The organism is Hoeflea sp. YIM 152468, assembly GCF_029210485.1.
GTDB lineage: Bacteria > Pseudomonadota > Alphaproteobacteria > Rhizobiales > Rhizobiaceae > Hoeflea.
The window spans coordinates 138,428-165,353 of sequence record NZ_JARGET010000021.1 but is presented as its reverse complement, the minus strand read 5'-3'; the positions used below and the strand labels follow the sequence as shown (position 1 = coordinate 165,353).

Here is a 26,926-nt window from a genome sequence, read left to right as displayed (position 1 = left end):
CGCAAGCCGGTTTTTTGTGTTTTGGACGGAACCGATGACAAGCAACCGACACCTCCGCCCCGCCACCCAATTGGTGCATGGCGGAACCACCCGCTCCCAACATGGCGAGACTTCAGAGGCAATCTACCTGACGCAGGGGTTTGTCTATGACAGCGCCGAAGCCGCCGAAGCGCGCTTCAAGGGTGAAGAGCCGGGCTTTATCTATTCCCGTTACGCCAACCCGACCAACGACATGTTCGAAAAACGCATGTGCCTGATGGAGGGGGCGGAAGATGCCCGCGCGACAGCTTCAGGCATGGCGGCGGTTTCGGCTGCGCTTCTGTGCCAGCTCAAGGCGGGTGACCATGTCGTTTCGGCCCGGGCGCTGTTTGGCTCCTGCCGCTGGGTGGTGGAAACGCTGCTGCCAAAATACGGCATCGACTCCACACTGGTCGATGGCCGCGATCTCGCCAATTTCGAAGCCGCGATCCGGCCCAATACCAAGGTGTTCTTCCTCGAAAGCCCAACCAACCCCACGCTTGAAGTGGTCGATATTGCCGGGGTGGCGAAGCTCGCCAACCAGATCGGCGCAAAGCTGGTGGTCGACAATGTGTTTGCCACACCGCTGTTGCAGAAGCCTTTGGAACTTGGCGCCCATGTGGTGGCCTATTCGGCAACCAAGCACATCGACGGTCAGGGCCGTTGCCTGGGCGGTGTAATCCTTTCCGACAAGGGCTGGATCGACGAGCATTTGCACGATTTCTTCCGCCATACCGGCCCGTCCTTGTCACCGTTCAATGCCTGGACCCTGCTCAAGGGCCTCGAAACCCTGCCGCTCAGAGTTCGCCAGCAGAGTGAAAATGCCGGACGGATCGCAGATTTCCTCGCCGACCATCCTGCGGTTGCCCGGGTGATTTACCCCGGCCGCGCCGATCATCCGCAGGCCGACATCTGCGCCCGGCAGATGAAAGGCGGATCGACCCTGGTGGCGTTCGAGCTCAAGGGTGGAAAATCAGCTGCGTTTTCGCTGCAGAATGCACTTGAAGTGGTCGAGATCTCCAACAATCTTGGCGATACCAAGAGCCTGATCACCCACCCGGCGACGACAACGCACAAGAACCTCTCCGACGAGGTGCGCGACCAACTGGGCATTTCACCGGGTATGGTCAGGCTTTCGCTGGGGATTGAAGATGGGCAGGACCTGATCGAGGATTTCGACCATGCGCTGTCAGGGCTCTGACGGCGCATCGGGAAACATGGCGCGCGCCTGTATGATCCGCGACAGCGCGGTGTAGAGGCAGATCGCGGCAAACACCCAGGCTACGTGGCTGAACCAGGCCGGCCAGAGGCAAAACAGCGCAAAGACGACAAAGGTTTCGGTGGCTTCAGCCAGCCCGGTGGTGAAATAGATCGATTTGACACCACGCGCGGCGGTGCTCAGTCCCCGCTTCTCCGCCACCACCGCATAAGCGAGGAAGCTTGCACCATTGACATAGAATGCAAAGATCAAAGCCGCCCCTGCCAGCCCGTTCGCCTCGGGATCAAGCAAGACAAAACCCAATGGGATGGCGCCATAGAAGACAAAGTCCAGCGTGATATCGAGAAAACCGCCAAAATCGGTCTTTCTGGATGCGCGCGCCACCGATCCATCCAGACCGTCACCAATGCGGCTGATCACGATCAGCACCAGCGCCACCCCCGGATACCCCAGAGCGATCAGCCCGGCGGCGGCGAGTCCCAACAGGCAGGCAAGAATTGTCACATGATTGGCGTTTACACCTTGGCGAGCGAGCCAGCACCCGATCCGGTCAAGCCCCGGCTGAATCATTTTGCGTGCAGTTCCATCCATCATGCCGGGATCTCCTTCGTCCTGTCCATTGTGTTAGCGCGGTGGCAGCCACGCGTCACGCTGCGACCCGCCCGCGCAACATCACGATAAGGTCAACAGATACAGCCGTCGTTGCGCCGGGTGAGGCGCTGAAATGCTTGACGCAAGCACCTCACTGTACAATGAGTGTGGCAAGGAGTGGCACATGTATCGCGCGCTAACACATGACATTGAAGTGACCGTGGAGCCGTATTATCTCGAGGACCAATCGGACCCCGAGGACGGACGCTATGTGTGGGGATACCGCATCATCATCGCCAACCATTCCGACCAGAAGGTTCAGCTCACAAGCCGGCATTGGAAGATCACCGACGAAAACGGGCTTGTCGATGAAGTGCGCGGCCCCGGGGTCGTCGGCGAACAGCCGGTGCTCGGACCAGGCGACACTTATGAATACTCTTCAGGATGCCCCCTGGACACGCCCTCGGGCGTCATGGTCGGTAGCTACCAGATGCAATCAGAGGCCGGCGAGCTTTTCGATGTCGAGATCCCGGCCTTTTCGCTGGACCTGCCGGGCATGGCAAGAACACTGAATTGAACGCTCTGTCCGATTTACGGCCGGTCTTGCTGGTCACCGGGCTGCTTGTCGCAACTCTCGGGGCCGCCATGTTGTTGCCGGCGCTGGTTGATCTGGCCGCCGCCAATGACGACTGGATGATCTTTACCAGCGCATCCATGATGACGATGCTTGTCGGGCTGGGGCTTTTCGCCGCCAATCGTGGCGCGCCGAAGGGGCTGTCAACCAGGCAGGCGATGCTGATGACAGTCGTGTCCTGGGTTGCGCTGGTCGGCTTTGGCGCCCTGCCGTTTCACTGGTCCGGGATCGTGCCAAGCTACACGGACGCCTTCTTTGAATCCATGTCGGGGCTGACCACCACCGGCGCCACGGTGATCACGGGTCTCGACAATGTCCCGCCCGGTCTCTTGTTCTGGCGCGGCCTGCTGCAATGGCTCGGCGGCCTTGGTATCATCGTCATGGCCATAGCCGTGCTGCCGATGCTGCAGATCGGCGGCATGCAGCTGTTCAAGGCTGAGGCTTTCGATACGGCGGAGAAGATTCTGCCTCGCGCCGCGCAAATCTCGACCTCGATCACGCTCGTCTTTATCGGCATGACGGGGATCTGCGCCGTCGCCTATATGGCGGTCGGCATGGCAGCGGATGACGCCGTTGTGCACGCCATGACGACGGTTGCCACCGGCGGGTTCTCGACCAAGGACGCCTCTATCGGCTACTTCAACAATCCGGCCGTCGAATGGATCGCAGTGGTTTTCATGATACTCGGCTCGATCCCGTTCATCCTCTATGTCCAGATGCTGCAAGGCCGGTTCCGGCCGGTCTTCAGGGATGAGCAAGTCAAGGCGTTCCTGAGCTTTCTTGGCGCGGCGATCCTTGCCGGCTGGGTGATGGCGCATTTCAGCGAGAACCATGTCGGGCTGGAGGCGTTGCGGCATTCAGCCTTCAATGTGGTCTCGATCGCCACCGGCACCGGATACGCCTCCACCGACTACGGTTTGTGGGGACCGCATGCAGTGGCGTTTTTCTTCATCATCATGTTTGTCGGCGGCTGCGCAGGGTCGACGTCCTGCGGGATCAAGATCTTCCGTTTTCAGGTGCTGCTGGAGGCTGTCAGACAACATATCTCACAGGTGATGTATCCGAACGGGGTGTTTCGCACCCATTTCAACGGCAAGCCGATCCAGGACCGTGTCGTGGCCTCGGTGATGAGCTTTTTCTTCCTGTTCATGGCGGCCTTCGTGGTGTTGTCGATCCTGCTCAGACTCACAGGTCTTGATACGCTATCGGCGCTGTCAGGCGCCGGAACCGCCCTGTCCAATGTCGGTCCCGGGTTGGGTGAGATCATCGGCCCGTCCGGAAATTTCCAGCCGTTGAGCGATGTTCAAAAGTGGTTGCTCTCTGCCGGAATGCTGCTCGGACGGCTGGAGCTGTTCACTGTTCTGGTGCTGTTCCTGCCCCGGTTCTGGCGGTCCTGAACCGATCAGGCGCGCCGCCCGGCTGACCGGCGGTCGTGGAAGATCGAAAAATACCGGCAATTTCATCGCCGACCGGGAAGCCCGGGCAGCGGGATCAGCCGGCAGCCCAGGCCCCTGGACGAAGTTCGCACCACCGAGACTGATCCGTGTGTTTGCGCTGTAGCGGGTTCAGCGTTTGATCTCGGACGGATCAAAGCGATAGGCTGTCGAGCAGAATTCGCATTGCACAGTGATAGCGCCATCCTCGACACTATCCTGGATATCTTCATCCGAAAAACCGCTCAGCACTTCGCCGAGGCGCTCTCGCGAGCAACTGCATCTGTCATAAACCGGCACCGGTTGATAGATTCTCGCGCCACTCTCATGAAACAGCCGGTAGAGCAGACGTTCGGCACCGACTTCCGGATCAGTCAGTTCGCCCGGCTGCACGGTGCTGACAAGCGCCTTGGCTTCGGCCCAGCTGTCATCATCATTGTGAATATCGCCTGCGTCACCTTCGGGCACGTCACCGCCGGGAAGGTCGGGTTGGCGCATCCGTTCCGGCGCCTGCGGCAAGAACTGGACGACAATCCCGCCAGCCCGCCAGCTGTGACGCGGATTGCCGTCATCATCACGGTCAATCAGCTCGGCAACGGCCAGACGGACAATGGTCGGGATCTGTTCGGACTGGCGAAAATAGGTTTCCGCCATGGCTTCCAGCGTCTCGCCGTTCATTTCGACGATGCCCTGGTAGCGCTGCATGTAGGCGCCCTGGTCAATGGTAAAGGCCAGGATGCCCTTGCCGAGAAGTTCGGCGGGGCTCGTCGCTCCGGCGGCCTGGGCAGCGGCCAGGCGGTCCTCGTCAAAACGGGCGTAGGCACGCAGGTTTCCCGGCGTGGAGAAATCCGCGACGACGAGATCGACGGGCCCGTCGCCCTTGGTCTGGACGATCAGCTTGCCCTCAAACTTGAGCGAAGTCCCCAACAGCACCGTCAGAGCAATGGTTTCGGCGAGCAGCCGCGCCACGTCCTCCGGATAGGCGTGCCGCGCAAGGATTGCATCGATCATGGGTCCAAGCTGCACGGTGCGGCCGCGCACATCGAGGCCATCCACGTCAAAGGGCAGAACGCGGTCATCACCGGCGAAACCAGGTTCACCGCTGGGTTGGATATCGGTTTGCATACTCAATCCCGGTTGTTTAGCTTCGTGCGACCCGCCCTCAGTGCAGCGAGGCGAGGTCCGACACCGTTTCCAAACCGCGCATATAGGCATTGAATGCGGGCAGCGCCAGTGGTGTTACAAAACCCCCATGCACCAGCGCATGACTGCCTTCTGGGCATGCAGGCGGTTTTCAGCCTCGTCAAAGACCACCGATTGCGGGCCATCCATCACCTCATTGGTGACTTCCTCGCCACGGTGGGCCGGAAGACAATGCATGAACAGGGCGTCGGGATTTGCCTTCGCCATCAGGTTTTCATTGACCTGATAGGGCAGAAAGGTGTTGTGGCCGCGGGCGCGGTGCTCCTGATTCATCGAGATCCAGGTGTCGGTGATGACGCAATCGGCACCGGTGACTGCCCGGTCCGGATCGGCGCTGATGTCGATCTCCGCACCCTGTTTGCGGGCCCATTCGACGAATTTGCTGTCGGGCTCGGACCCCGCCGGCGTGGCGATCTGCATCCGGTAGCCGAACTGCGCGGCGCCCTCGACGAGGGAATGCAGAACATTGTTGCCATCACCGGTCCAGGCAAGGGTCTTGCCTTTGATCGGGCCACGATGCTCTTCGAAAGTCAGGATGTCGGCCATGATCTGGCAGGGGTGGGTGTCATCGGTAAGCGCATTGATCACCGGGACAGTGGCATGCTCGGCAAGCTCAAGCATGCGCGAGTGATCGAGCGTGCGGATCATGATGATGTCGACGTAGCGTGACAGCACCTTGGCGGTGTCGGCGATGGTCTCGGCGCGGCCAAGCTGCATCTCGGTTCCCGAGAGAAACAAGGTCTCGCCGCCAAGTTGACGCATGCCAACATCAAACGAGACCCGTGTCCGGGTAGATGGCTTTTCGAAAATCATCGCCAGCATCTTGCCGGCAAGGGGACGATCGGTGTCGCCGCCGGTCTTGGCCGATCGCGCTGCGTCGAGAATGGTGCGCAGATCGGAAGCGCTGACGGTTGATAGATCGAGGAAATGGCGGCTGCCGACGGATGATGTGCTCTGTGTCATGGAATCCTGTCCGGTTCTTTGGCTGCGCCCTTGAGGGACAACATCTCGAGCGCTGCCTCAATTCTGGAAAGGGCGTCACGGGCTTCTTCGGCGGTCACGATCAGGGGCGGCAGCAGGCGAACAACATTGTCGCCCGCCGGCACTGCGAGCAGATGCTCATTGCGCATCGCCAGCACCAGATCAGCATTGGATCTGGCGCATTTGATGCCGAGTATCAGGCCCGTGCCGCGCACGTCAGAGATCAGATCGGGGTAACGGTCCTTGAGCGAAGCCAGCCCCTGGCGAAGCACCAGGGCACTGTCATTGACGTGGGCCAGAAAATCGGCTTCGAGGATGACATCGAGCACTGCATTGCCCACTGCCATGGCAAGCGGATTGCCGCCATAGGTGGTGCCATGGGTGCCGACAGTCATGCCATCGGCGGCCTCTGCAGTGGCCAGGCAGGCGCCAAACGGGAAGCCGCCACCGATGCCCTTGGCAATCGCCATGATGTCGGGCTCGATGCCGGCCCATTCATGAGCAAAAAGCTTTCCGGTGCGCCCGACACCGGACTGAACCTCATCCAGGATCATCAGCATTCCGTGCTCATCGCACAAGTCACGCAGGGCCCGCAGTGTGTCGTTCTCCAGCGGCCGGACACCGCCCTCGCCCTGCACCGGTTCAATCAGAATGGCTGCAGTGTCGTCGCGGATTGCAGCTTTCACCGCATCGAAATCGCCGAACGGCACCTGGTCAAAGCCCTCGACCGTCGGCCCAAATCCTTCGAGATATTTCGGCTGTCCGCCAGCGGCGATGGTTGCCAGGGTGCGGCCGTGAAAGGCGCCTTCAAAGGTAATGATGCGGTAGCGCTCGGGTTGCCCATTGACGAAAAAATGCCGGCGCGCGGTCTTGATGGCGCACTCGAGCGCCTCCGCACCCGAATTGGTGAAAAACACCTTGTCCGCAAATGTCACCTCGGTGAGGCGTTCGGCAAGCCGGTTCTGCGCCGGGATCTCGTGCAGATTCGACAGGTGCCAGAGCTTGTCAGCCTGCGCCTTGAGCGCTTCAACAAGGTGTGGGTGGGTGTGCCCCAGTGAATTGACGGCAATGCCAGCGGCAAAATCCAGATAGCGCTCGCCGTCCGGCGTTTCCAGCCACATGCCGTGGCCGCGCTCGAACACGATCGGAATGCGATTGTATGTATCATAAAGCGGCTTGGCGTCGGCCATGGCGCTTCTCTCCCCCAGTCGAGATCAGACAATGTAGCAGTAACCCGCGCCTGACGACCTCAGTTGCAATCCGCCGGGCACCAAGCATGCCGGAAACCAAAATGCCGCCCTTTTGCGGGGCGGCGAGGGCACTATTTACGTTTAAATATGGCCTGTCAATGCGACAGGCCGATTAGCCCTCAAGCCCGGGTCCACGCTCTTCTTCGACCCTGACGGCCGCGCCGGATCAGCCATGAGCGAGCCGTAACGGGCACATTGACAAATATCCACCGTAAGTTGGGGAAAACCGCAAAAAGGAATCTCGATGATTCCGCTGACTCTTGTCATGGAGTCCTCCGACCACTAAGTTAAGGTCATGAAATAGACGTTCGCGGCGAACACTATTCACCTCACACCAACCGAGTTTCCTGCTCCGGTCGTCCGGGGCCTCGGCGAGGGATTCTGCCATCCCGAGCCACGGGAGACAGGGAGAGCATTGCATGAGCTGGACTGATGAACGGGTCGAAAGACTGACTAAACTCTGGGCGGACGGGCTCAGCGCGAGCCAGATTGCTGCGCAACTGGGCGGCGTCAGCCGCAACGCAGTGATCGGCAAGGTGCATCGCCTCAATCTTCCCGGTCGAGCCAAGAGCGGCGGCCAGGCTTCGGTGCGGACAAAACGCACCACGGCTGCACCGCGGGCACCGACATACGCGAACCGGGCGGCAACCCAGGCGACGCGAACCATCAATCGCACGAGTGGTGGAGCCGGAGCGGCGCTCAAGCAGGACCTGAATGTCGTTGCAGCGGAAGAACTCGACACGCGACCGGTGGATGATGTGGTGGTGCCGATTTCCCGCCGGTTGACACTTGCTGAGCTGTCAGAGCGCACCTGCAAATGGCCGATTGGCGATCCGCTGCAGGAGGGCTTTCATTTCTGCGGCAATGATTCAGGCGAAGCATCACCCTATTGCGGCTACCACGCCAAACTGGCGTTCCAGCCCGCAAGCGAGCGCAGACGCGCCCGATAGACAACTGTCACTGCCGACAAGACATCAAGCCCGGGTCGCAAGATCCGGGCTTTTTGGTTTGCCCGCTTAACCATCCAGATTGCTCGGTGACCACACTCGCGACATTGCCTGCCATCGGCATTTTCCGCTTCAACTTTCCTCCGAAATCATTGGTTTGCAGATGCTGGCACTTGTTTAATCGCGCAACTTGAAATCACATAGACATTGTGGCCTTTCACCGGAAAGGCTGGCAAGCCTGATACGTGATTGAGCGAGGGTGACGAGATGTCCGACAGCCGAACCGAAACCGACAGCTTTGGCCCGATCGAGGTGCAGGCGGATAAATATTGGGGCGCGCAGGCGCAGCGATCGCTGCGGAATTTCAAGATCGGCTGGGAGAAACAGCCGCTTTCCATCGTGCGCGCCCTCGGCATCGTCAAACGCGCTGCGGCGGAAGCCAATATGGAGCTGAAGCGCCTCGATCCGGACATCGGCGCTTTCGTCGTCAAGGCTGCCCAGGAGGTGATCGACGGCCAACTCGACGCGCATTTTCCACTGGTGGTCTGGCAGACAGGGTCGGGCACCCAGTCGAACATGAACGCCAATGAAGTGATCTCCAACCGCGCCATCGAAATGATGGGCGGCGACATGGGTTCCAAAAAACCGGTTCACCCGAATGATCACGTCAATATGAGCCAGTCGTCGAACGACACCTATCCAACGGCCATGCACATCGCCTGCGCCGAACAGATCTTCCATCACCTGCTGCCGGCGCTGAAGCACTTGCAGGCGGCGCTCGAGATGAAGGCGGAATCCTTTGCCGGAATCGTCAAGATCGGCCGGACCCATACCCAGGATGCAACGCCGCTGACGCTGGGCCAGGAATTCGGCGGATATGCCGCGCAGGTCGCCTCATCGATCCGGCGGATCGAACTGACATTGCCCGGCCTCTATGAGCTGGCACAAGGCGGCACTGCTGTCGGCACCGGCCTCAACGCGCCGGTTGGATTTGCTGAAAAGGTTGCCACCCGCATCGCTGCGATCACCAAGCTTGACTTTGTCACGGCTCCCAACAAGTTCGAGGCGCTTGCCGCCCACGACGCAATGGTGTTCTCGCACGGGGCCATCAACTCGGCTGCGGCCGCGCTGTTCAAGATTGCCAATGACATTCGCTTTTTGGGCTCGGGCCCGCGCTCCGGCCTGGGTGAACTGGCGCTGCCGGAAAACGAACCGGGCTCCTCGATCATGCCGGGAAAGGTCAATCCGACCCAATGCGAGGCGCTGACACAGGTTTGCGTGCAGGTGTTCGGCAATCACGCCGCTGTCACGTTCGCCGGCAGCCAGGGCCATTTCGAACTCAACGTCTACAATCCGGTGATGGCCTACAACTTCCTGCAGTCAGTGCAATTGCTGAGCGACGCCTCCGTCTCGTTCACCGACAATTGCGTTACCGGTATCGAGGCACGGGAAGACAACATCAAGGCGGCACTGGACCGGTCGCTGATGCTTGTCACCGCTCTCGCGCCGACCATCGGTTATGACAATGCGGCACAGATTGCCAAGGCCGCCCACAGCAATGGCACCACCTTGCGTGAGGAAGCTCTGCTCACCGGCCTCGTGACAGCCGAGGATTACGACCGTATTGTCCGACCTGAGGACATGACCCATCCGGGATGAACTTGCCGGCCATGAGCCTCAGGGGCATGAAGACAGCATCCAAAGGAACGATTATGGGCACTGATATGACCAGCCGGGCTGTCGAGCTTGAGATTGATGGCAAGACGCGGATTTTCGACATCGATGACCCGAAACTGCCGGACTGGGTGGATGACCACGCATTCTCCTCTGACGATTACCCGTACAAGAAGAAACTCGACCGGGACGATTATGAGGACACGCTGGAGGCGTTGCAGATCGAGCTGGTCAAGGTTCAGAGCTGGCTCGGCGAGACCGGCAATCGTGTGATTTCAGTGTTTGAAGGCAGGGATGCCGCCGGCAAGGGTGGCTCCATCGGAGCGACCCGCGCCTATATGAACCCGCGTTCGGCGCGCATCGTGGCGCTGCCCAAGCCAACGGAAACGGAACGCGGACAGTGGTACTATCAGCGTTATGTCGATCATTTTCCCACCTCCGGTGAATTCGTGCTGTTCGACCGCTCCTGGTACAACCGCGCCGGCGTCGAGCCGGTGATGGGGTTTTGCACGCCTGAGCAACATGCACATTTTCTCGAGGAAACCCCGCATTTCGAGCGCATGCCGGTGAAAGCCGGGATCCACCTGTTCAAATTCTGGCTCAATATCGGCCGCGAGATGCAGCTCAAGCGGTTTCATGACCGCCGCCACAGCAAGCTCAAGGCGTGGAAGCTGTCGCCGATGGACATCGCCAGCCTGAACAAATGGGACGATTACACTGAAAAACGCAATCTGATGCTGAAGGAAACCCATACCGAGCATGCGCCGTGGACGGTGGTGCGCGCCAACGACAAGCGCCGGGCACGAATCAATGTCGTTCGAACCATCCTGAAAGGACTGCCCTATGCCGGAAAGGACAAGGGCGCGATCGGCGAGATTGACGATGCGATAGTGGGTGAAGGATATGATGCAGTTCGCCGCTGAGATGCTTGCAACGGGTGCAATTGCCTGGAAACAGCTCATCGACAAAGGAAAGCCATGACTTTCAGGAGGGTTTTTGACGTTTACGTCAAGGGAAGCCATTGCAACCCGCACCGGAGCAATCTAAATCTGGATCAAAGCCGGTATGCGGGGAGAGGAGCCCCAGCAGTCAATCAAGGCATGCGTTCGCATCCGGGTACAAGAGGGAGTGAAACATTATGACAAATACCTCTGCCAAAGACCGTTTCTGGCTGGCATCTTATCCGCCCAATACAGCAGCCGACATCGCACCGCTGGCCTACGCTTCGGTTGCAGCGCTCATTGAGGATTCCTTCAAGCGATATGCCGACCGGCCGGCCTATACCTGTATGGGCAAGACGATTACCTATGCCGATATGGAACGGATGTCGTCGTCGCTTGGCGCGTGGTTGCAGTCACTCGGCCTGCAGAAGGGCGACAGGGTCGCGGTGATGATGCCGAACGTCCTGCAGATGCCGGTGGCGATGGCAGCCGTGCTGCGCGCCGGCTATACGGTGGTCAACGTCAATCCGCTCTACACGCCCCGCGAACTTGAGCATCAGCTCAAGGATTCAGGGGCCAAGGCGATTGTCATTCTCGAGAATTTTGCCGTCACCCTGGAGCAGGTCATCAGCCGGACCGACGTCAAGCATGTCTGCGTGGCGAGCATGGGGGATCTGCTGGGTTTGAAGGGGCATCTGGTCAATTTTGTCGTCCGCAAGGTCAAGAAGCTGGTTCCGGCCTGGTCCTTGCCCGGCCATGTCAGCTTCAAGGCGGCGCTGTCGTCCGGCAGGGGCAAGACCTTCACGCCGGCCGATCCGCAACCCACCGATGTGGCGTTTTTGCAATATACCGGCGGCACAACCGGGGTCTCGAAAGGCGCCACGCTTCTCAATTCGAATGTGCTTGCCAATGCGGCGCAGAACGATCTGTGGCTGCCGGCGGCTTTCATCAAGAAGAAGAGGCCGGAAGTATTGGTCTATGTCTGCGCGCTGCCGCTCTACCACATCTTTGCGCTGACGGTGAACGCGCTGATGGGGATGGCGCAGGGCGCGCACAATATTCTGATCCCCAATCCACGCGACATTCCGGGCTTCGTCAAGGAACTGGGCAAATACGAATTCCACGTGTTCCCGGGTCTCAACACGCTGTTCAACGCGCTGTTGAACAATGATGATTTCCAGAAGCTCAATTTCAAGCCACTGCTGCTGACACTGGGCGGCGGCATGGCAGTGCAGCGTCCGGTGGCGGAACGCTGGAAGGAGTTGACCGGCTGTATGATTTCGGAGGGATATGGCCTGTCCGAGACATCACCGGTGGCAACCGCCAACCGCTTTGACGCGGACGACTTTACCGGAACCATCGGTCTGCCGCTTCCCTCGACCTATATCGACATCCGCGACGATGACGGCAAATCGGTGCCGCTCGGCGAAATCGGCGAAATCTGCATCAAGGGGCCGCAGGTGATGGCGGGCTACTGGAACCGGCCCGACGAGACCGAAAAGGTGATGACCAGCGACGGGTATTTCCGCTCAGGCGACATGGGCATCATGGACGAGGCCGGCTACACCAAGATTGTCGACCGCAAGAAGGACATGATCCTTGTGTCAGGCTTCAACGTCTACCCGAACGAAGTCGAAGAGGTTGCTGCGTCACATCCGGGGATCCTCGAAGCCGCCGCGGTCTCGGTTCCGGACGAGACCTCGGGAGAAGCGGTGAAGCTTTTCGTCGTCCGCAAGGATCCCAATCTGAGCGAAGCCGACGTCAAGGCACATTGCGCCAAGGGGCTGACCAATTACAAACGGCCCAAGATCATCGTGTTCAAAGATGATCTGCCGAAGACCAATGTCGGCAAGATCCTGCGGCGTGAATTGCGCGACAGCTGATTGTTCAGCTCGGCTGGCATTGCACCAGCTGAGAGAAAGAAGCGGTGACAGCGACCGCGAACGACAAGAGGCCCGCAGGAACCTTGATTTCCTGCGGGCCTCGCCGCATAGGTGTGGCATTCCAGAATGGAGGCCATGCTTTGCCCAAGACTGTTCATCAGGCTTTGTCCGATCTCAAATCACATCACGTTAGCGGTGCGGTGAGCGATGTCCGTGCTGCCTTTGCCGCCGATCCGAGCCGGGCGCGGCGCTTTAGCGCCGGGCTCGATGATCTGCGAATGGATTTCTCCAAATGCGCAGTCAATGACGACACGCTGGCGCTGCTTGCCGGGCTGGCAAAAGCCGCCGGCGTCGAGTCGCAGCGCGACAGGATGTTTTCTGGCGAGCCGATCAACACCACCGAAGGCCGCGCAGTGCTGCACACGGCCTTGCGGGCTGCCGCCAGCACAGACATTCGCGTCGATGGTGAGAACGTGGTGCCGCAGGTCCATGCCGTGCTGGAGGCCATGGCTGTGTTTTCAAACGGCGTGCGCGACGGTTCGCTGTGCGGCGCGACCGGCAAGGCTTTCACCGATGTGGTCAATATCGGCATCGGCGGCTCGGACCTCGGGCCGGTGATGGCGACGCTGGCGCTGGCGCCTTACCATGACGGCCCGAACCTGCACTTCGTCTCCAATGTCGATGGCGCACACATCTCAGATACGCTGGCGGGCCTCGATCCGGAAACAACACTGATTATCGTAGCCTCGAAGACCTTCACCACGATCGAAACCATGACCAATGCGGCCACGGCGCGGGACTTCATCGTTTCGAAGCTGGGGGAAGCTGCTGTGGCGCAGCATTTCGCAGCGGTATCGACCGCACTCGACAAGGTGGCCAAATTCGGTCTCGACGAGGCCCGGGTGTTTGGGTTCTGGGATTGGGTGGGCGGCCGCTACTCGCTCTGGTCGGCCATCGGCCTGCCGCTGATGCTCGCCATCGGCAGACAGAATTTTACCGATTTTCTTGCCGGCGCGCGGGCCATGGATACCCATTTCCAGACCGCACCCGTGGGCGAGAACCTGCCGATGCTGCTCGGGCTGATCGGCATCTGGCACCGCCTGGTGTGTGGCTATCCAAGCCGCGCAATCATTCCCTATGAGCAGCGGTTGTCGCGGTTTCCTGCCTATCTGCAGCAGCTCGACATGGAATCGAACGGCAAATCCGTCGGTATGAATGGCCGACCGCTCGAAACCGAATCCGGGCCGATCGTCTGGGGCGAACCGGGCACCAACGGCCAGCATGCGTTTTTCCAGTTGCTGCATCAGGGAACCGATGTGATCCCGGTGGAATTCATGATTGCCGCCAACGGACATGAGCCGCAGCTTGCACACCAGCATCAATTGCTGATCGCCAATTGCCTCGCCCAATCGGAAGCCCTGATGCGCGGCCGGTCCAGCGATGAAGCCCGCGCGCAACTGCGTGCCGGTGGCGCTTCAGAAAGCGACGCTGACAGGCTTGCGCCGCACAAGACATTTCCGGGCAACCGGCCCTCGATCACCTTCGTCTATGACAAACTGACGCCGTTCGCGCTCGGACGCCTGATCGCCCTTTACGAGCACCGGGTGTTTGTCGAGGCGCAGATCTTCGGCATCAATGCGTTTGACCAATGGGGTGTCGAACTCGGCAAGGAACTGGCCACTGCGCTGCTGCCGGTGGTCAAGGGCGAAAGCACGGGCGACGGCCATGACAGTTCGACGCTGCTGCTGGCAGACACCATCCGGCAGATGCGCAGCCGGAGCTGACTAGAAGCCGATCTCACTGGCCCAGGGCGGATTGGCGCCGGGCCGAGAGACGGTGACGGCGGCGGCCTTGGCGCCAAGCCGCAGCGCATTGCCGACCGCCTCGGCCGACAATGTCTTCATCGCCTTTTTGGTCAGCACATGGTCCCATTTCAGCGAAGCGAGAATGCCGGCATTGAAGGTGTCGCCTGCGCCGACCGTATCGGCGACCCTGACAGCCACGCCCTCAACCTCCACCGTGTGTTCGGTGGTAAAGCCGATGGCGCCATCGGGACCACGGGTGAACACAACCAGGCTGGGGCCCTGCCCGAGCCAGAGCTTTGCGGCGGTCGCCATGTCGGGCTGACCGAACCATTCAAGATCCTCGTCCGACATCTTGACGATGTCACTCATGGCGATCATCCGGTCGATGCGGGACCGGTGCTTTGCCGGGTCGGAGATAAAGCCGGGACGGATATTGGGATCGAGCGAGATCACCCGCGCTCCATGCTCACGCCGCATCAGGCTCTCATAGGTAGCGCCGCAGGGATCCGGGATCAGGCTGATGGCGCCGAAGTGCAAGGCCTCGACCTCGTCGCCGAGCTTAGGCAGATGCGCTTCGGTGATCATCCGGCCTGCGGTGTTTTCGTCGAAGAACGCATAGCTCGCCTGACCGTTGATGAGCCGGACGAAGGCAAGAGTCGTGTTCAGGTCAAGCGTTGCGCACGGGCTGTGATCGACGCCACTTGCAGTCAGTGCCTCGCGCAGGATATCGCCGAACATGTCGCTCGACAGCCCGGTGAAGAAGCTGGTGTCCAGTCCAAGCCGGCCAAGCGCCAGGGCCGTGTTGAACACCGCCCCGCCGGCATAGGGCGAGAAAGCATCTTCGCCTGCTGTCGTGGTCCGCGGCAGCATGTCGATGAGGGCCTCACCACAGCACATGATCATCGGATTACTCCCCCTGGCCGCTCACAACAGCCTGTTGTCATCACTGCCCCGGAAGCTCGGAGACACCGCCATGTCTGGCTGACCAGTCCAGCGGCGCATCGAGAAAGGCTTCGACAGAGGTCAGGGTGGCTGCATCGAAAGCCTGCTTTTTCGTCGCTGCGGCCAGCACATCACGCCAGGTGGCGAGATAATGCAAGGTCACATTGCCGTTGCCAAAACGCTGCTCGGCTTCGGCAAAGATACCGTAGTAGAACAGAGCGATGCCATGATCGACGGTGCATCCGGCAGCGCGGATGGCGTCGATGAAGGTGAACATCGAGCCCCCGGCGGTGGTCAGGTCTTCAATCACCAGCACGCGCGAGCCCTCGGGCAAATTGCCCTCGATCTGGGCATTGCGACCATGGCCCTTGGGCTTCTTGCGCACATAGATCATCGGCAGGCCGAGACGTTCGGCGAGGAAGGCTGCAAAGGGAATACCGGCAGTTTCGCCGCCGGCGATGCAATCGAACTGCTCGAAGCCGGCTTCGGACAGGATGGTGGCAGCGGCGAAATCCATCACTGCGGAGCGAATGCGCGGATAGGAAATCAGTTTGCGGCAATCGATATAGACCGGACTCATCATCCCGGAGGCAAACTTGTAGGGCTCGACGGCATTGAAATGCACGGCCTTGATTTCCAGAAGCTGATTGGCGACAAGCTCCGCCATTTTCGCCTTGTCGGGAAAAGTGTTGGAAAACATCGGCGTCGTCTCCAGGGTCAGGGCCGGACAGCAGGTCCAGCAAACATTCGCGATCCGAATATCAGTTCGGGTCGATGGTTGAAAGGCAGCTCAGACAACTTCCCAGTGAATGGGAACACGTGGATCAAACACCGTCACCGGGCCGTCGCCGGTTTCGATCCGTGATGGAAAGGACACCGGTTGGTCGCGCTTGATCAGCGTGACAGTCTCGCCGTTGACCGGCAATCCGTACCAGGCCGGGCCGTTGAGACCGGCAAATTTTTCCAGTCTGTCGAGCGCATTGTCTTCTTCGAAGACATGGGCAAGGCAGGATAGCGTGTTGATCGAGGTAAATATTCCGGCGCAGCCACAGGCACATTCCTTCAGCGGATCGACATGCGGGGCGGAATCGGTGCCGAGGAAGAAGCGGCTGTCACCCGATGTCGCCGCTTTGCGCAGTGCCAGTCGATGGCTTTCACGCTTGGCGACCGGCAGGCAATAATAATGCGGCTTGATGCCGCCGGCGAGGATGGCGTTGCGGTTGATCATCAGATGATGGGTGGTGATGCTGGCCGCGAGATTGGCATCCGCGGCCATGACGTAATCAACGCCATTGGATGTGGTGACATGCTCCAACGTCATCTTCAGCTGAGGAAGCGTGCGGCGCAGCGGATCAAGCACGGTGTCGATGAAGACGGCTTCGCGGTCGAAGATATCAACCGACGGATCGGCGACCTCACCGTGGATGCACAAAGGCATGCCGATCTCGGCCATCTTCTCCAGCACCGGCATGACCTTGGCGAGATCGCGGACACCGGAGTTGGAATTGGTGGTGGCGCCGGCGGGATAGAGCTTCACTGCCGTCACCAGACCTGAAGTATGGGCGCGTGCCACATCAGCCGCATCGGTGCCTTCAGTCAGATACAAGGTCATCAGGGGCTTGAACTGCATCCCCTTTGGCAAGGCTGCCATGATGCGATCCCGATAGGCCTGTGCATCGGCACCTGTCACCACCGGCGGCATCAGGTTGGGCATGATGATGGCGCGGGCGAAGTGCCGCGCGCTATAGGGCAGCACGCCTTCGAGCATGGCGCCGTCGCGCAAATGCAGATGCCAATCATCGGGCTTCGGAATAGTAATTTCGACCACGCTGGGACTCTCCCTTGATGAGGCCGCCTGCTTCTCCGGCTTGCGGGGTTGACCTTTCGGCAGCGGGCGGCAACTGATACCGCAAGCCTTTAGCAGGCAACAGGCAGACAGGGAAAGACTTCATGGATCTCGGATTGACAGGAAAACAGGCCTTGGTGCTGGCGTCGTCGCGCGGATTGGGGCTTGGCATTGCCGAAGCGCTGGCGGCCGAAGGCGCCAACGTGCTGATCACAGGACGCGATGGCGGGCGACTGGAAGCCGCCGTCAAGGCCATAAATGAGCGCGGTGCGGGAAAGGCCAGCTTCGTGACCTCCGACCTTTCGGACCAGGGCACGCCGCACCTGCTCGAGGAGGCGGTAAAGGCCGAATTCGGCCGCCTCGACATTCTGGTCAACAACACCGGCGGTCCGCCGCCAGGATCGATGAGTGAGGCCGACCTGTCGGTGGTTCGGCGCCAGTTCGAAATCATGGTGATGAGCGTGATGGACATCACCGCGCGGTTCCTGCCGGCAATGCGCGAGCAGGGTTGGGGACGGGTGTTGACCGTGGCCTCGTCCGGGGTGATCCAGCCGATTCCCAATCTGGGGCTCTCCAATGCCTTGCGGGCAACACTGGTCGGCTGGTCGAAATCCATGGCCAACGAGACCGCCGGCGATGGCGTTACGTTCAACATGCTGCTGCCCGGACGGATCAATACCGCCCGGCTTCAGGAGCTCGACGCCAACAATGCAGAACGCTCCGGCAAGGATGTGGCAGCGATTGCCAAGGCTGCCCAGGCGCAGATCCCGGTCGGCCGCTATGGCGCGGTCGATGAATTCGGGGCAACGGCGGCGTTTCTCGTCAGTGAGCGGGCGAGCTACATCAACGGATCGATGATCCGCTGCGACGGCGGCGCGATAAAATCGGTATGACTTCTGCCAGTTACCGGGTCCCGGCGGCCCGGTAGCTGGTGATGGCAACCCTGGTCAAACGGCACGCTTGAGGCTTTCCTCGATATAGATCTTGCGCAAGCTTTGCGTAACCGGCCCGGGCTTGCCGCCCGACAGGTCCACGCCGTCAATCGAGATCACCGGTCCGACAAAGACGGAGGCCGAGGTAATGAATGCCTCTGCGGCGTTCCTGGCTTCCTCGATGGTGAACTCGCGCTCCTCGATCTTCGTGCCGTTGGCTTCCGCATAGGCCATCAACGCCGCGCGGGTAATGCCCGGCAGGATCGAATGAGACAGGGGCCGCGTGACGATCGCGCCCTGGCGGGTGACAATGAAGGCATTGTTGGAGGTGCCTTCGGTGACAACGCCATCGCGCACCAACCACGCATCATCGGCCCCGCGCGCCTTGGCTTCCATCTTGGCCAGCGAGGGGTAGAGCAGTTGCACCGTCTTGATGTCGCAGCGGCCCCAGCGCAGATCCGGGATCGAGACGATCTTCATGCCGTTCCTGGATGTAGCCGTTTCGATCAGCGCACGGGACTGGGTAAACAGCACCAGTGTCGGGGTCAGCTTGTCGGTGTCGAACGCAAAATCCCGGTCGGTGGCGCCACGGGTCATTTGCAGATAGACGACACCTTCCTCCACACCATTGCGGCTGACAAGCTCGCGGTGAATGGCAAGCACCTCATCGTCGCTGACATCAATGCGCATGCCCAGCTCGCCTGCCGAACGGTGCAGCCGTGCGATATGGGCTGAAAAATCGATCAGCTTGCCGCCGAGCACCGAGGCGACCTCGTAAATCCCATCACCAAACAGGAACCCGCGGTCAAAGACCGAGACCTTGGCCTCGTTCTCCGGCACGTAGTTTCCGTTGACATAGACAGTGCGCATCGCCATCCCCTTGCGTGTAACAGTCATTCTCATGCCAGAAAATCACGCCCGCCGCCAAGAGGTTTTTATAGCGGGTGCCCTCTGCGATCAGCCTTTTCAAGCCAGGCAAGCAAGCACTCCCAAGTCTGCGCTGTGCCCCAATTAACCAATGTCGTCAAAGCAACAAGCATTGTTCAGACCCGATAGCTTGCCTATAAGTGCACGACGATGCCTGCGCGGTGCGCATGTGAACGCCCTTTCGCCAAAACTGGCGCAGCACGAGGACGCCATGATCGAAGACGGCAAACTCTATCTCGGCACCAGCCGCAATCCCGACGACAGCATCAACAAGGGCGAGTATCTCGATCTTGGCTACGCCAACCGCCACGGGTTGATCACCGGCGCCACCGGCACCGGCAAGACCGTGACGCTGCAGATCCTGGCCGAAAGCTTTTCCAATGCCGGCGTGCCGGTGTTTTGCGCCGATGTCAAAGGCGACTTGTCTGGCATCGCCGCGATCGGCGAACACAAGGATTTCTTGGAAAAGCGCGCCAGGACAATCGGTCTCGATCCCTATGAATACCAGGAATTTCCGGTGATCTTCTGGGATCTGTTCGGCGACAAGGGTCACCGGGTCCGCACCACCATTTCGGAGATGGGGCCGCTGCTGCTGGCGCGGCTGATGGACATGTCGGAGGCCCAGGAAGGCGTTCTCAACATCGCTTTCAAGCTGGCCGACGAAAACGGTCTGCCGCTTCTCGACATGAAGGATCTGCGCTCGCTGCTCTCTTATATGGCTGGCGAAACCGAGAAACTTTCCGCCATGTATGGCAACATCACCAAGCAGTCGCTGTCCACCATCCAGCGCGGGTTGCTGGTGCTTGAGCAGCAGGGTGCGGAAAACTTCTTTGGCGAACCTGCACTCAAGATCGCCGACATCATGCGCACCACAAATGACGGGCGCGGCGCGATTTCCGTGCTGGCTGCCGACAAGCTGATGATGAACCCGCGGCTTTACGCCACCTTCCTGCTGTGGCTGTTGTCTGAGCTGTTTGAGGAACTTCCGGAGGTCGGCGATGCCGACAAGCCGCGCCTGGTGTTCTTTTTCGACGAGGCACATCTGCTTTTTGACGAAGCGCCCAAAGTTCTTGTCGACAGGGTCGAGCAGGTGGTCCGGCTGATCCGCTCGAAAGGCATCGGCGTCTTTTTTGTCACCCAGAACCCGCTGGATGTGCCGGAAACCGTCCTGTCACAGCTTGGCAACCGGATCCAGCACGCGCTCAGAGCCTATACACCGCGAGAGCAGAAGGCAGTGAAAGTGGCTGCCGAAACCTTCCGACCAAACCCGGCTTTCGATTGTTTCGAAGCGATCACGCAACTCGGCGTCGGCGAGGCGCTGGTCTCGACGCTGGGCGCCAAGGGTGTGCCATCGATGGTCGAGCGCACATTGATCCGCCCGCCGTCGTCGCGGCTCGGCCCGATCACCGAACCCGAACGGGCGAAGGTGATGGCGGTCAGCCCCGTGGCCGGGCAGTATGATACCGATCTTGATCGCGACAGCGCCTTTGAAATGCTGCAGCGGCGGGCCGCCGAGGCTGCCAAGGCAGAAGAGCAGGAACGCGACCGCGAGGAGGAGAAGGAAGAGGAGCGGCCGGAAAGCCGCCGCTGGACCCTGCCCGGCTATGGCGATGATGACGACGAGGATGACCGGGGTCGCAGCAAGTCGTCGCGGCGCAGAAAGAGGTCGAGCCGGTCACGGCCGGGCTATCAACGCCAGACCGTAACCGAAGCGGTGATCAAATCGGTGGCGCGGTCTGCAGCCACCTCACTGGGCCGGGCTCTGGTGCGCGGCATTCTGGGATCGCTGAAGAAGGGCTTTTGATCCTCGGCAGGAATATCCCACGAGTCCACAGTCGGCTGATCAAGACAACAGGGCCACTGCGCCCCGGGGCCGCCGGCGTCGGCACACCTGTCAGATGCCGCGACAGCGGACGGGATAGGTGATGGTGAACACCGTGTTGTCATAGATCCTGGCCGGATCAAAGCATGTCACCTGTCCGATCCCATTGGCCCAATAGAGGTGTGGATCGGACGGGGTTTTCCCGACCGCTCCGGCGCCGCGGAAGAGTTCGAAATGCAGATGCGGATGTCCACCGCCAAGCATTCCGGTGGTCCCGAGCAGGCCAACCTGCTGACCACGCACCACACCATCACCCGTGTTCACAAGCCGCTGCTGCAAGTGCTTGTAGACAGTTACCGAGCGTTTGCCATTTGCATCCGGCCCATGGGTGATCTCAACGCGATTGCCATAGGCAGGCTCGGAGAAGGAACCGGTAACGTGACCATCGGCGGCGGCTATCACCGGATCTCCAGCCTTTCCGATCACGTCGATGCCGATGTGTTTGGCGTCATTGGTGGTGAACAGGAATTGCTGCGAAATCGACGGGGCTTCGGCCGGCATTAGCACCCGGATCTTCATTGACTGGGCCGGTTTGTAGACGGACGCCCAGCCGTGATCCTGCGGCACGCACCCCGACGCCAGCAGCAAAGGCGCCAGGCCGGCCAGAGTTGCAATCAAGCGCTGGGTTGGTTTCATCTGTGCCCCTGCGGCCAGCACAGCCCGGATTTGCTGACCCGGACTTCCAGCCCCCTTGGCTGCTCGTAGCACACAATACCAAACAGCCTCAAGCGGACACGGGCCGCTGCCGGGTCAAATCACCAGGATCGGCGAGCGGGTCGGAACCCGGTCATACAGGTCGCAGATATCCTGGTTCAGCAAGCGGACGCAGCCCGAGGAGACAGCCTTGCCGATGGATTTGTATTCGGGGCTGCCATGCAGGCGGTAGAGCGTGTCTTCGCCATTCTGGAATATGTAGAGCGCACGGGCGCCCAGAGGATTGTCAAGCCCGGGAGGCATGCCGCCATTGTCCGCAGACCAGCGCTCGAGTTCCGGCTGGCGTGCAATCATTTCGGCCGGCGGAGTCCACTTTGGCCATTTCTGCTTCCATTGCACCACCGCGCGGCCGGACCAGGAAAATCCGTCGCGGCCGATGCCGACGCCATAGCGCATGGCCCGGCCGTTCTCACGGACCAGAAACAGAAAGCGCTGAGAGGTGTCAACGACAATGGTTCCGGGGCGTTCGCCGGTCGGGTCAGCGACCTCCTGGCGGAGATAGGCCGGGTCGATTTCGTAGTAGGGAATGGCAGGCAGCGGAAACGGCTCGTCAAGCTTCGGCCCATACATTCCGTCATAGAGCGGCGAAGTGCGCGCCAGTCCGCTGCGGCGATTGTCCGATGCACGGTAGACCGGCGCGGTGTCAGCCGCAAATTGCTCGGTGGTCTGGGGCCCGGCGCATCCAGCCAATGTCGCCGTGGCTGCGCCGCCGAGAGCGAGAAAGTGACGGCGGGAGAGCGTGCCGAACTTCTTGCCGCTTGCCGCTGCGCCGTCGATGGCGAAGTCCTTGTGTTTGATTCCGGTCATGTCGCGGAGGGTCCTCAAGTCTGATGGAATAGATACCGTCATCGATATCTGGCCGGAAGTTCCCCCGACCCGACTCAACGCGCATGGACACAATTGGGTTCCGAATGCGACTATCCTACGCCGAGCTTGTGGCTAACTTGCCACAGTGACCCATTTTACAATGACTTAACTGTGAAGCTGGCGTGAACAGCAGACCTGCGTGCCTGCCTATGCCACCCCGTTGAGATCCGGCAAGATCAGCGACGGAGACAGGTCACTGTACTCGTCGGGCATGCGGGCGCGGTTGATCCAGATCGTGCGGAAGCCGAACTTCGTCGCTCCCGCCACATCCCAGCGGTTGGACGACTGAAACGAGACCGCGTCGGGATAGAGCCGGTAACGGGTGGTGACCAGGTCATAGACGGCCGGATCGGTCTTGAATGTTTGCAGCGAATCGACGGAAAAAACATCGTCAATCACGCTGTCGAGCGCTGCATTCCTGACCGCCGAGTCAAGCATGGCGACCGATCCGTTGGAGAGGATCGCCACCCGCGCCCCGGTCGCCTTCAGGGCCTTGAGCACGGCAGGCACTTCCGGGTAGCAATCCAGTTTGAAATAGGCGTCGAGAAGGTTTGCCCGCTGGCTCTTGTCAGCACTCGGCACCCGCTCGAATGCGTGGTCAAGCGCCTCTTCGGTCAAGGCCCAGAAATCACGCCATTGCCCCATCAGGGCACGGGTCCAGGAATATTCAAGCTGCTTGCTGCGCCAGAGTTCCGAAAGCTGCTGCCCCTCGGGTCCGACCGCATCGGCGTGACGGCGTACCGCGGCATGCACGTCGAACAATGTGCCATAGGCGTCAAAGACATAAGCGGCGTAAGCCATTTCAGCATTCCTTCCTGGGAAGCCCTACGATGACTCTGCTGCAACGCAATAGTCAAGCCACAATGACTCCGGGTTCAATGGCCGGCAAACCGTGATTGGTGGCGCAGCGGAGCGCACTCGGGTCCAATTGTGTCGCCACAGCGCACAGCGGCGCAAGGATCGTGCGATTGCCATCGTCTCGTTGGCGGGGCTGGCGGCATGACTTGACGGGAACCCCGACCCGTTCGATTGTCCAGTCAACACAGTCGACGACGCAGAGCATCACACCGGCAGGAGGACATCATGGCCGTCAACACACAAGCCCGCACCAAGACATGGACCTATGTCGACGGTGATTGGCTGGAAGGCAATCCGCCGCTGATCGGCCCGGTCAGCCATGCCATGTGGCTGGGTTCCACCGTGTTTGACGGCGCGCGCTGGTTTGACGGGGTGGCGCCGGATCTCGATCTGCATTGCCAGCGGGTCAACCGTTCGGCAGACGCGCTTGGAATGCGCGCCACCATGCAGGCGAGCGAGATTGAAGGTTTGGCCCAGGAGGGATTGAAGAAATTCGATGGCAAGACCGCAGTCTACATCAAGCCGATGTACTGGGCCGAGCATGGCGGCTACATGTCGGTGCCCGCCGATCCCGACTCCACCCGCTTTTGCCTGTGCCTGTTCGAAAGCCCGATGATCGCCTCGTCCGGGTTCTCCGTCAGCGTTTCACCGTTCCGGCGGCCGAGTTACGAAACTGCACCCACAAACGCCAAGGCCGGCTGCCTTTACCCCAACAATGGCCGGGCGGTGATGGAAGCCAAGTCGCGCGGCTTCGACAATGCGCTGGTGCTCGACATGCTGGGCAATGTGGCCGAAACCGCGACGTCGAACATTTTCATGGTCAAGGACGGCGTGGTGTTCACGCCGGCACCGAACGGCACATTCCTGTCGGGCATCACCCGCTCGCGCGCCATCAAGCTGCTGCGCGAGTCCGGTACCGAAGTCGTGGAAAGATCCCTCTCGGTGGCCGAGTTCATGGATGCCGACGAGATTTTTTCGACCGGCAATCATTCCAAGGTGGTGCCGGTGATCCGCATTGAGGATCGTGAATTGCAGGCCGGACCGGTCGGCCGCGCCACGCGGAAACTCTATATGGATTGGGCCCATGGCTGAGTGGCCAGGCGGCTGCGGAGGCCACTGAAGATGAGCAACAGACGCAAACATTCCACCGGATCCCCGTTCGAGAAGGCGGCGGCCTATTCGCGCGCCGTGCGGCAAGGCCCGTTCGTGCATGTCGCGGGAACCACCGGCTATGATTACGACGCCATGCAAATGCCGGCTGATGTTGCCGACCAGGCGCGCAACTGCTTCACCACGATTGCCGCCTCGCTGGCTGCGCTCGACGCAAGCCTCGCCGACATCGTCCGGGTCCGGTATTACGTCACCAAGCCGGAGTATTTCGAGGCCGTGGCACCGGTGCTGGCCGAGCATCTGGGTGGTATCGATCCGGCCGCCACGATGATTGTCTGCCAGCTGATCCGGCCGGAAATGCTGATCGAGATCGAAGTCACAGCGCAGGTGGCCTGACGCCGCCATCAGTGAAGTGTTGACCATGCACCGGCGCAAGGCACATCTCGTGCGCCGCTCTTTCACTCTGTGGTTGCCTTGCTGCCACGAATCCCCTTCAGTGGCATTCCGGGACGGCCTTCGCCGTCGCTGTCGTGGCGACCCACTTGTCACCCGTCAGAATTTACGCAGGATTCAGTCTGCCTGAACCAGGGAGAGCCCCCACGTGTCGCAAACCTACCAGCCGGTCCTGGCTGCTCTGTGGATGGCCGGATCGATTGTGTCATTTTCGGCCATGGCCGTTGCCGGCCGCTACGTCTCCTCGGTGCACACGACCTTCGAGATCATGGCGTCCCGCTCCTTTTTCGGCCTTGTCATTGTGCTGGCGCTGGGGTTGGCCAGCCGCAGGCTTGGGGAGATCCGCAGCGAGCGGCTGAAACAGCACTTCTTCCGCAACCTGTTTCATTTCTCCGGACAAAACCTCTGGTTTTTCGCGCTGGCGAGCATACCGCTGGCCCAGGTGTTTGCGCTTGAGTTCACCACGCCGATCTGGGTGATCGTGCTCAGCTTTGCCTTTCTGGGCGAACGGTTGACCGGAGCCCGCATGCTGGCGGCCGGGCTTGGATTCGCCGGCATTCTGATTGTCGCCCGGCCCGATTTCTCCACCCTCGAACCGGGACTGATGACAGCCGCTGCCTCGGCGATCTTCTTTGCCGCGACCATCATCATGACCAAAGCGCTGACGCGGCAGGAGAGCATCGTCTCGATCCTGTTCTGGCTGACCGGGCTTCAACTCTGTTTCGGCGTTATTGCCGTGTCGTTGCAAGCTACGGTCGCCTGGCCGACGGCGCAGACACTGCCCTGGCTGCTGATCATCAGCGTTTGCGGCCTGATGGCGCATTACTGCCTGACCACGGCCTTGTCCTTGGCACCGGCGAGCTTCGTGATGCCGATCGACTTCACCCGGTTGCCGCTGATCGTGCTGGTTGGCATGTGGCTGTTTGCCGAGCCCGCCGACACACTGATCCTGCTTGGCGGCAGCGTCATCATTGTCGCAAACTGGATCAACCTGCGCGGCGAAAACCGCTCAAGGACCAAGCCCGCTGCGGTCTAATTTGGGAGAAAAGCATGGGGCAGAAGTGGTGCCGCTTGCAGGACTCGAACCTGCGACCCCATCATTACGAATGATGTGCTCTACCACCTGAGCTAAAGCGGCGTCCGTTCCCATTGATGCGCAGGCTTGGCGGTTGAGGCCGCACCCTCGGGATGAGGGCAAATACCGCGATTGCCGGCCGATTTCAAGTCAGCAAATACATCGGGCTTTTCTGGATCAGGCGGACAACTCCCGCAGTTCCGCCTTGCCCGCTGACTCCGCCCTTCTCACGCATCCTGTGCCGGACCGTCCCTCAGACGGTGGTTGCTTGATTGCCAAGCGGGTCGGGGCCGTATTGATTGGCGCCGTCGGTCCCTTTGTGCACGAACCACCAGAGCAGCACCAGAAAACCGATCAGCGGGATCAGGATCAGCAGCAGCCACCAGGCGGAGCGGTCTGTATCGTGCAACCGGCGCGCGCCAACGGCGATTGACGGGAGGAGAATAGCCAGGCCAAAAATCCCGGACAGCACCTGCGCATTTCCAAACAAGACCCCGTCAATCAGGCTCAGAATAACATTTGCAACAAAGGCAAACAAAAAGAACCACCAGTATTCCGACCGCCGCGCACGCCCCTCGACCGTCGCGTATTTCTGGAAACAGGTTCTGACCGCCGTTTGAAAGTCCATGGTGAATCCCCTTCCTGCGTCTCAATCCGAAAACTTGACACCAAAGTGGGGCATATGTCCAGTTTGCAGGGCCCTTGTCGGCGAGCCGACAAGTTGTCGCGGCGGCGGCGCAC

At 60.5% G+C, this 26,926-nt stretch carries 25 protein-coding genes and 1 tRNA gene; 13 read left to right on the top strand and 13 right to left on the bottom strand.

Features of this window, described 5'->3' with window-relative positions; genetic code table 11:
• Positions 1 to 34: 34 nt before the first annotated feature.
• Positions 35 to 1,219, top strand: coding sequence for an O-succinylhomoserine sulfhydrylase (locus tag PZ897_RS11330; RefSeq protein WP_275752393.1), 1,185 nt, complete (start codon positions 35 to 37; stop codon positions 1,217 to 1,219).
• On the opposite strand, the gene PZ897_RS11325 is transcribed toward PZ897_RS11330, so the two are convergent.
• Complete coding sequence (locus PZ897_RS11325) at positions 1,208 to 1,831, bottom strand: CDP-alcohol phosphatidyltransferase family protein (RefSeq protein ID WP_275752392.1); 624 nt, start codon at positions 1,829 to 1,831, stop codon at positions 1,208 to 1,210. The two genes, PZ897_RS11330 and PZ897_RS11325, sit on opposite strands and share 12 nt — an antisense overlap.
• A 181-nt stretch (positions 1,832 to 2,012) precedes the next feature.
• Between PZ897_RS11325 and apaG the strand changes: the two genes are divergently transcribed.
• A complete protein-coding gene (gene apaG / locus PZ897_RS11320; protein WP_275752391.1) occupies positions 2,013 to 2,405 on the top strand; it encodes a Co2+/Mg2+ efflux protein ApaG in 393 nt (130 codons plus the stop codon).
• Positions 2,402 to 3,859 (top strand): TrkH family potassium uptake protein, encoded by a 1,458-nt coding sequence (locus tag PZ897_RS11315; RefSeq protein WP_275752390.1) that lies wholly within the window; start codon positions 2,402 to 2,404, stop codon positions 3,857 to 3,859. Before apaG ends, PZ897_RS11315 begins: the two co-directional genes overlap by 4 nt.
• A gap of 168 nt (positions 3,860 to 4,027) precedes the next feature.
• Here the strand turns inward: PZ897_RS11315 and PZ897_RS11310 are convergent, their stop codons facing one another.
• From PZ897_RS11310 to PZ897_RS11300, 3 genes are all read right to left on the bottom strand, one after another.
• Positions 4,028 to 5,020: an Hsp33 family molecular chaperone gene (locus tag PZ897_RS11310; RefSeq protein WP_275752389.1), complete on the bottom strand. Its 993-nt coding sequence runs from the start codon at positions 5,018 to 5,020 to the stop codon at positions 4,028 to 4,030.
• Between the two features lie 114 nt (positions 5,021 to 5,134).
• Positions 5,135 to 6,061, bottom strand: coding sequence for an ornithine carbamoyltransferase (gene argF, locus PZ897_RS11305; RefSeq protein ID WP_275752387.1), 927 nt, complete (start codon positions 6,059 to 6,061; stop codon positions 5,135 to 5,137).
• Positions 6,058 to 7,269 (bottom strand): aspartate aminotransferase family protein, encoded by a 1,212-nt coding sequence (locus tag PZ897_RS11300; RefSeq protein ID WP_275752386.1) that lies wholly within the window; start codon positions 7,267 to 7,269, stop codon positions 6,058 to 6,060. Before PZ897_RS11300 ends, argF begins: the two co-directional genes overlap by 4 nt.
• 479 nt (positions 7,270 to 7,748) lie before the next feature.
• Between PZ897_RS11300 and PZ897_RS11295 the strand changes: the two genes are divergently transcribed.
• The 5 genes from PZ897_RS11295 to pgi all read left to right on the top strand — a co-directional run bounded on the left by PZ897_RS11295 (position 7,749) and on the right by pgi (position 14,558).
• The gene (locus PZ897_RS11295; RefSeq protein WP_275752385.1) at positions 7,749 to 8,279 is read left to right on the top strand and encodes a GcrA family cell cycle regulator; all 531 of its coding nucleotides are present in this window, start codon (positions 7,749 to 7,751) and stop codon (positions 8,277 to 8,279) included.
• A gap of 264 nt (positions 8,280 to 8,543) precedes the next feature.
• Entirely contained in the window at positions 8,544 to 9,935 is a 1,392-nt protein-coding gene (gene fumC, locus PZ897_RS11290; RefSeq protein ID WP_275752492.1) for a class II fumarate hydratase, read from the top strand.
• Positions 9,936 to 9,988: 53 nt separating this feature from the next.
• Complete coding sequence (gene ppk2 / locus PZ897_RS11285; RefSeq protein WP_275752384.1) at positions 9,989 to 10,873, top strand: polyphosphate kinase 2; 885 nt, start codon at positions 9,989 to 9,991, stop codon at positions 10,871 to 10,873.
• 215 nt (positions 10,874 to 11,088) lie between these two features.
• Positions 11,089 to 12,774: a long-chain fatty acid--CoA ligase gene (locus PZ897_RS11280; protein ID WP_275752383.1), complete on the top strand. Its 1,686-nt coding sequence runs from the start codon at positions 11,089 to 11,091 to the stop codon at positions 12,772 to 12,774.
• 140 nt (positions 12,775 to 12,914) lie between these two features.
• Positions 12,915 to 14,558: a glucose-6-phosphate isomerase gene (pgi, locus tag PZ897_RS11275; RefSeq protein WP_275752382.1), complete on the top strand. Its 1,644-nt coding sequence runs from the start codon at positions 12,915 to 12,917 to the stop codon at positions 14,556 to 14,558.
• Here pgi and PZ897_RS11270 read toward each other — a convergent pair whose 3' ends face one another.
• The 3 genes from PZ897_RS11270 to pyrC all read right to left on the bottom strand — a co-directional run bounded on the left by PZ897_RS11270 (position 14,559) and on the right by pyrC (position 17,349).
• Positions 14,559 to 15,482: a carbohydrate kinase gene (locus tag PZ897_RS11270; RefSeq protein ID WP_275752381.1), complete on the bottom strand. Its 924-nt coding sequence runs from the start codon at positions 15,480 to 15,482 to the stop codon at positions 14,559 to 14,561. It abuts the gene before it with no gap.
• Between the two features lie 40 nt (positions 15,483 to 15,522).
• Positions 15,523 to 16,221, bottom strand: coding sequence for an orotate phosphoribosyltransferase (locus PZ897_RS11265; protein ID WP_275752380.1), 699 nt, complete (start codon positions 16,219 to 16,221; stop codon positions 15,523 to 15,525).
• 90 nt (positions 16,222 to 16,311) lie between these two features.
• Positions 16,312 to 17,349, bottom strand: coding sequence for a dihydroorotase (gene pyrC / locus PZ897_RS11260; RefSeq protein ID WP_275752379.1), 1,038 nt, complete (start codon positions 17,347 to 17,349; stop codon positions 16,312 to 16,314).
• Between the two features lie 122 nt (positions 17,350 to 17,471).
• On the opposite strand from pyrC, the gene PZ897_RS11255 reads away from it, so the two are divergent.
• A complete protein-coding gene (locus PZ897_RS11255; protein ID WP_275752378.1) occupies positions 17,472 to 18,260 on the top strand; it encodes an SDR family oxidoreductase in 789 nt (262 codons plus the stop codon).
• Between the two features lie 54 nt (positions 18,261 to 18,314).
• Here the strand turns inward: PZ897_RS11255 and PZ897_RS11250 are convergent, their stop codons facing one another.
• Complete coding sequence (locus PZ897_RS11250) at positions 18,315 to 19,202, bottom strand: D-amino-acid transaminase (RefSeq protein WP_275752377.1); 888 nt, start codon at positions 19,200 to 19,202, stop codon at positions 18,315 to 18,317.
• Between the two features lie 235 nt (positions 19,203 to 19,437).
• Between PZ897_RS11250 and PZ897_RS11245 the strand changes: the two genes are divergently transcribed.
• Positions 19,438 to 21,030: a helicase HerA-like C-terminal domain-containing protein gene (locus PZ897_RS11245; RefSeq protein ID WP_275752491.1), complete on the top strand. Its 1,593-nt coding sequence runs from the start codon at positions 19,438 to 19,440 to the stop codon at positions 21,028 to 21,030.
• Between the two features lie 90 nt (positions 21,031 to 21,120).
• On the opposite strand, the gene PZ897_RS11240 is transcribed toward PZ897_RS11245, so the two are convergent.
• From PZ897_RS11240 to PZ897_RS11230, 3 genes are all read right to left on the bottom strand, one after another.
• Entirely contained in the window at positions 21,121 to 21,744 is a 624-nt protein-coding gene (locus PZ897_RS11240; RefSeq protein WP_275752376.1) for a M23 family metallopeptidase, read from the bottom strand.
• Positions 21,745 to 21,858: 114 nt separating this feature from the next.
• Positions 21,859 to 22,629 (bottom strand): L,D-transpeptidase, encoded by a 771-nt coding sequence (locus PZ897_RS11235; protein ID WP_275752375.1) that lies wholly within the window; start codon positions 22,627 to 22,629, stop codon positions 21,859 to 21,861.
• Positions 22,630 to 22,836: 207 nt separating this feature from the next.
• On the bottom strand, positions 22,837 to 23,490 hold the full coding sequence (locus PZ897_RS11230; protein WP_275752374.1) for a haloacid dehalogenase type II: 654 nt from the start codon (positions 23,488 to 23,490) through the stop codon (positions 22,837 to 22,839).
• Between the two features lie 282 nt (positions 23,491 to 23,772).
• On the opposite strand from PZ897_RS11230, the gene PZ897_RS11225 reads away from it, so the two are divergent.
• The 3 genes from PZ897_RS11225 to PZ897_RS11215 all read left to right on the top strand — a co-directional run bounded on the left by PZ897_RS11225 (position 23,773) and on the right by PZ897_RS11215 (position 26,146).
• Positions 23,773 to 24,639 (top strand): branched-chain amino acid aminotransferase, encoded by an 867-nt coding sequence (locus PZ897_RS11225; protein WP_275752373.1) that lies wholly within the window; start codon positions 23,773 to 23,775, stop codon positions 24,637 to 24,639.
• Positions 24,640 to 24,669: 30 nt separating this feature from the next.
• The gene (locus PZ897_RS11220; RefSeq protein ID WP_275752372.1) at positions 24,670 to 25,053 is read left to right on the top strand and encodes a RidA family protein; all 384 of its coding nucleotides are present in this window, start codon (positions 24,670 to 24,672) and stop codon (positions 25,051 to 25,053) included.
• Between the two features lie 205 nt (positions 25,054 to 25,258).
• Entirely contained in the window at positions 25,259 to 26,146 is an 888-nt protein-coding gene (locus tag PZ897_RS11215) for a DMT family transporter (RefSeq protein ID WP_275752371.1), read from the top strand.
• A gap of 26 nt (positions 26,147 to 26,172) precedes the next feature.
• Here PZ897_RS11215 and PZ897_RS11210 read toward each other — a convergent pair.
• Together PZ897_RS11210 and PZ897_RS11205 are read right to left on the bottom strand one after the other, a co-directional pair.
• A tRNA-Thr gene (locus PZ897_RS11210) sits at positions 26,173 to 26,248 on the bottom strand.
• Positions 26,249 to 26,438: 190 nt separating this feature from the next.
• Positions 26,439 to 26,813, bottom strand: coding sequence for a DUF805 domain-containing protein (locus tag PZ897_RS11205; RefSeq protein WP_275752370.1), 375 nt, complete (start codon positions 26,811 to 26,813; stop codon positions 26,439 to 26,441).
• Positions 26,814 to 26,926: the final 113 nt, after the last annotated feature.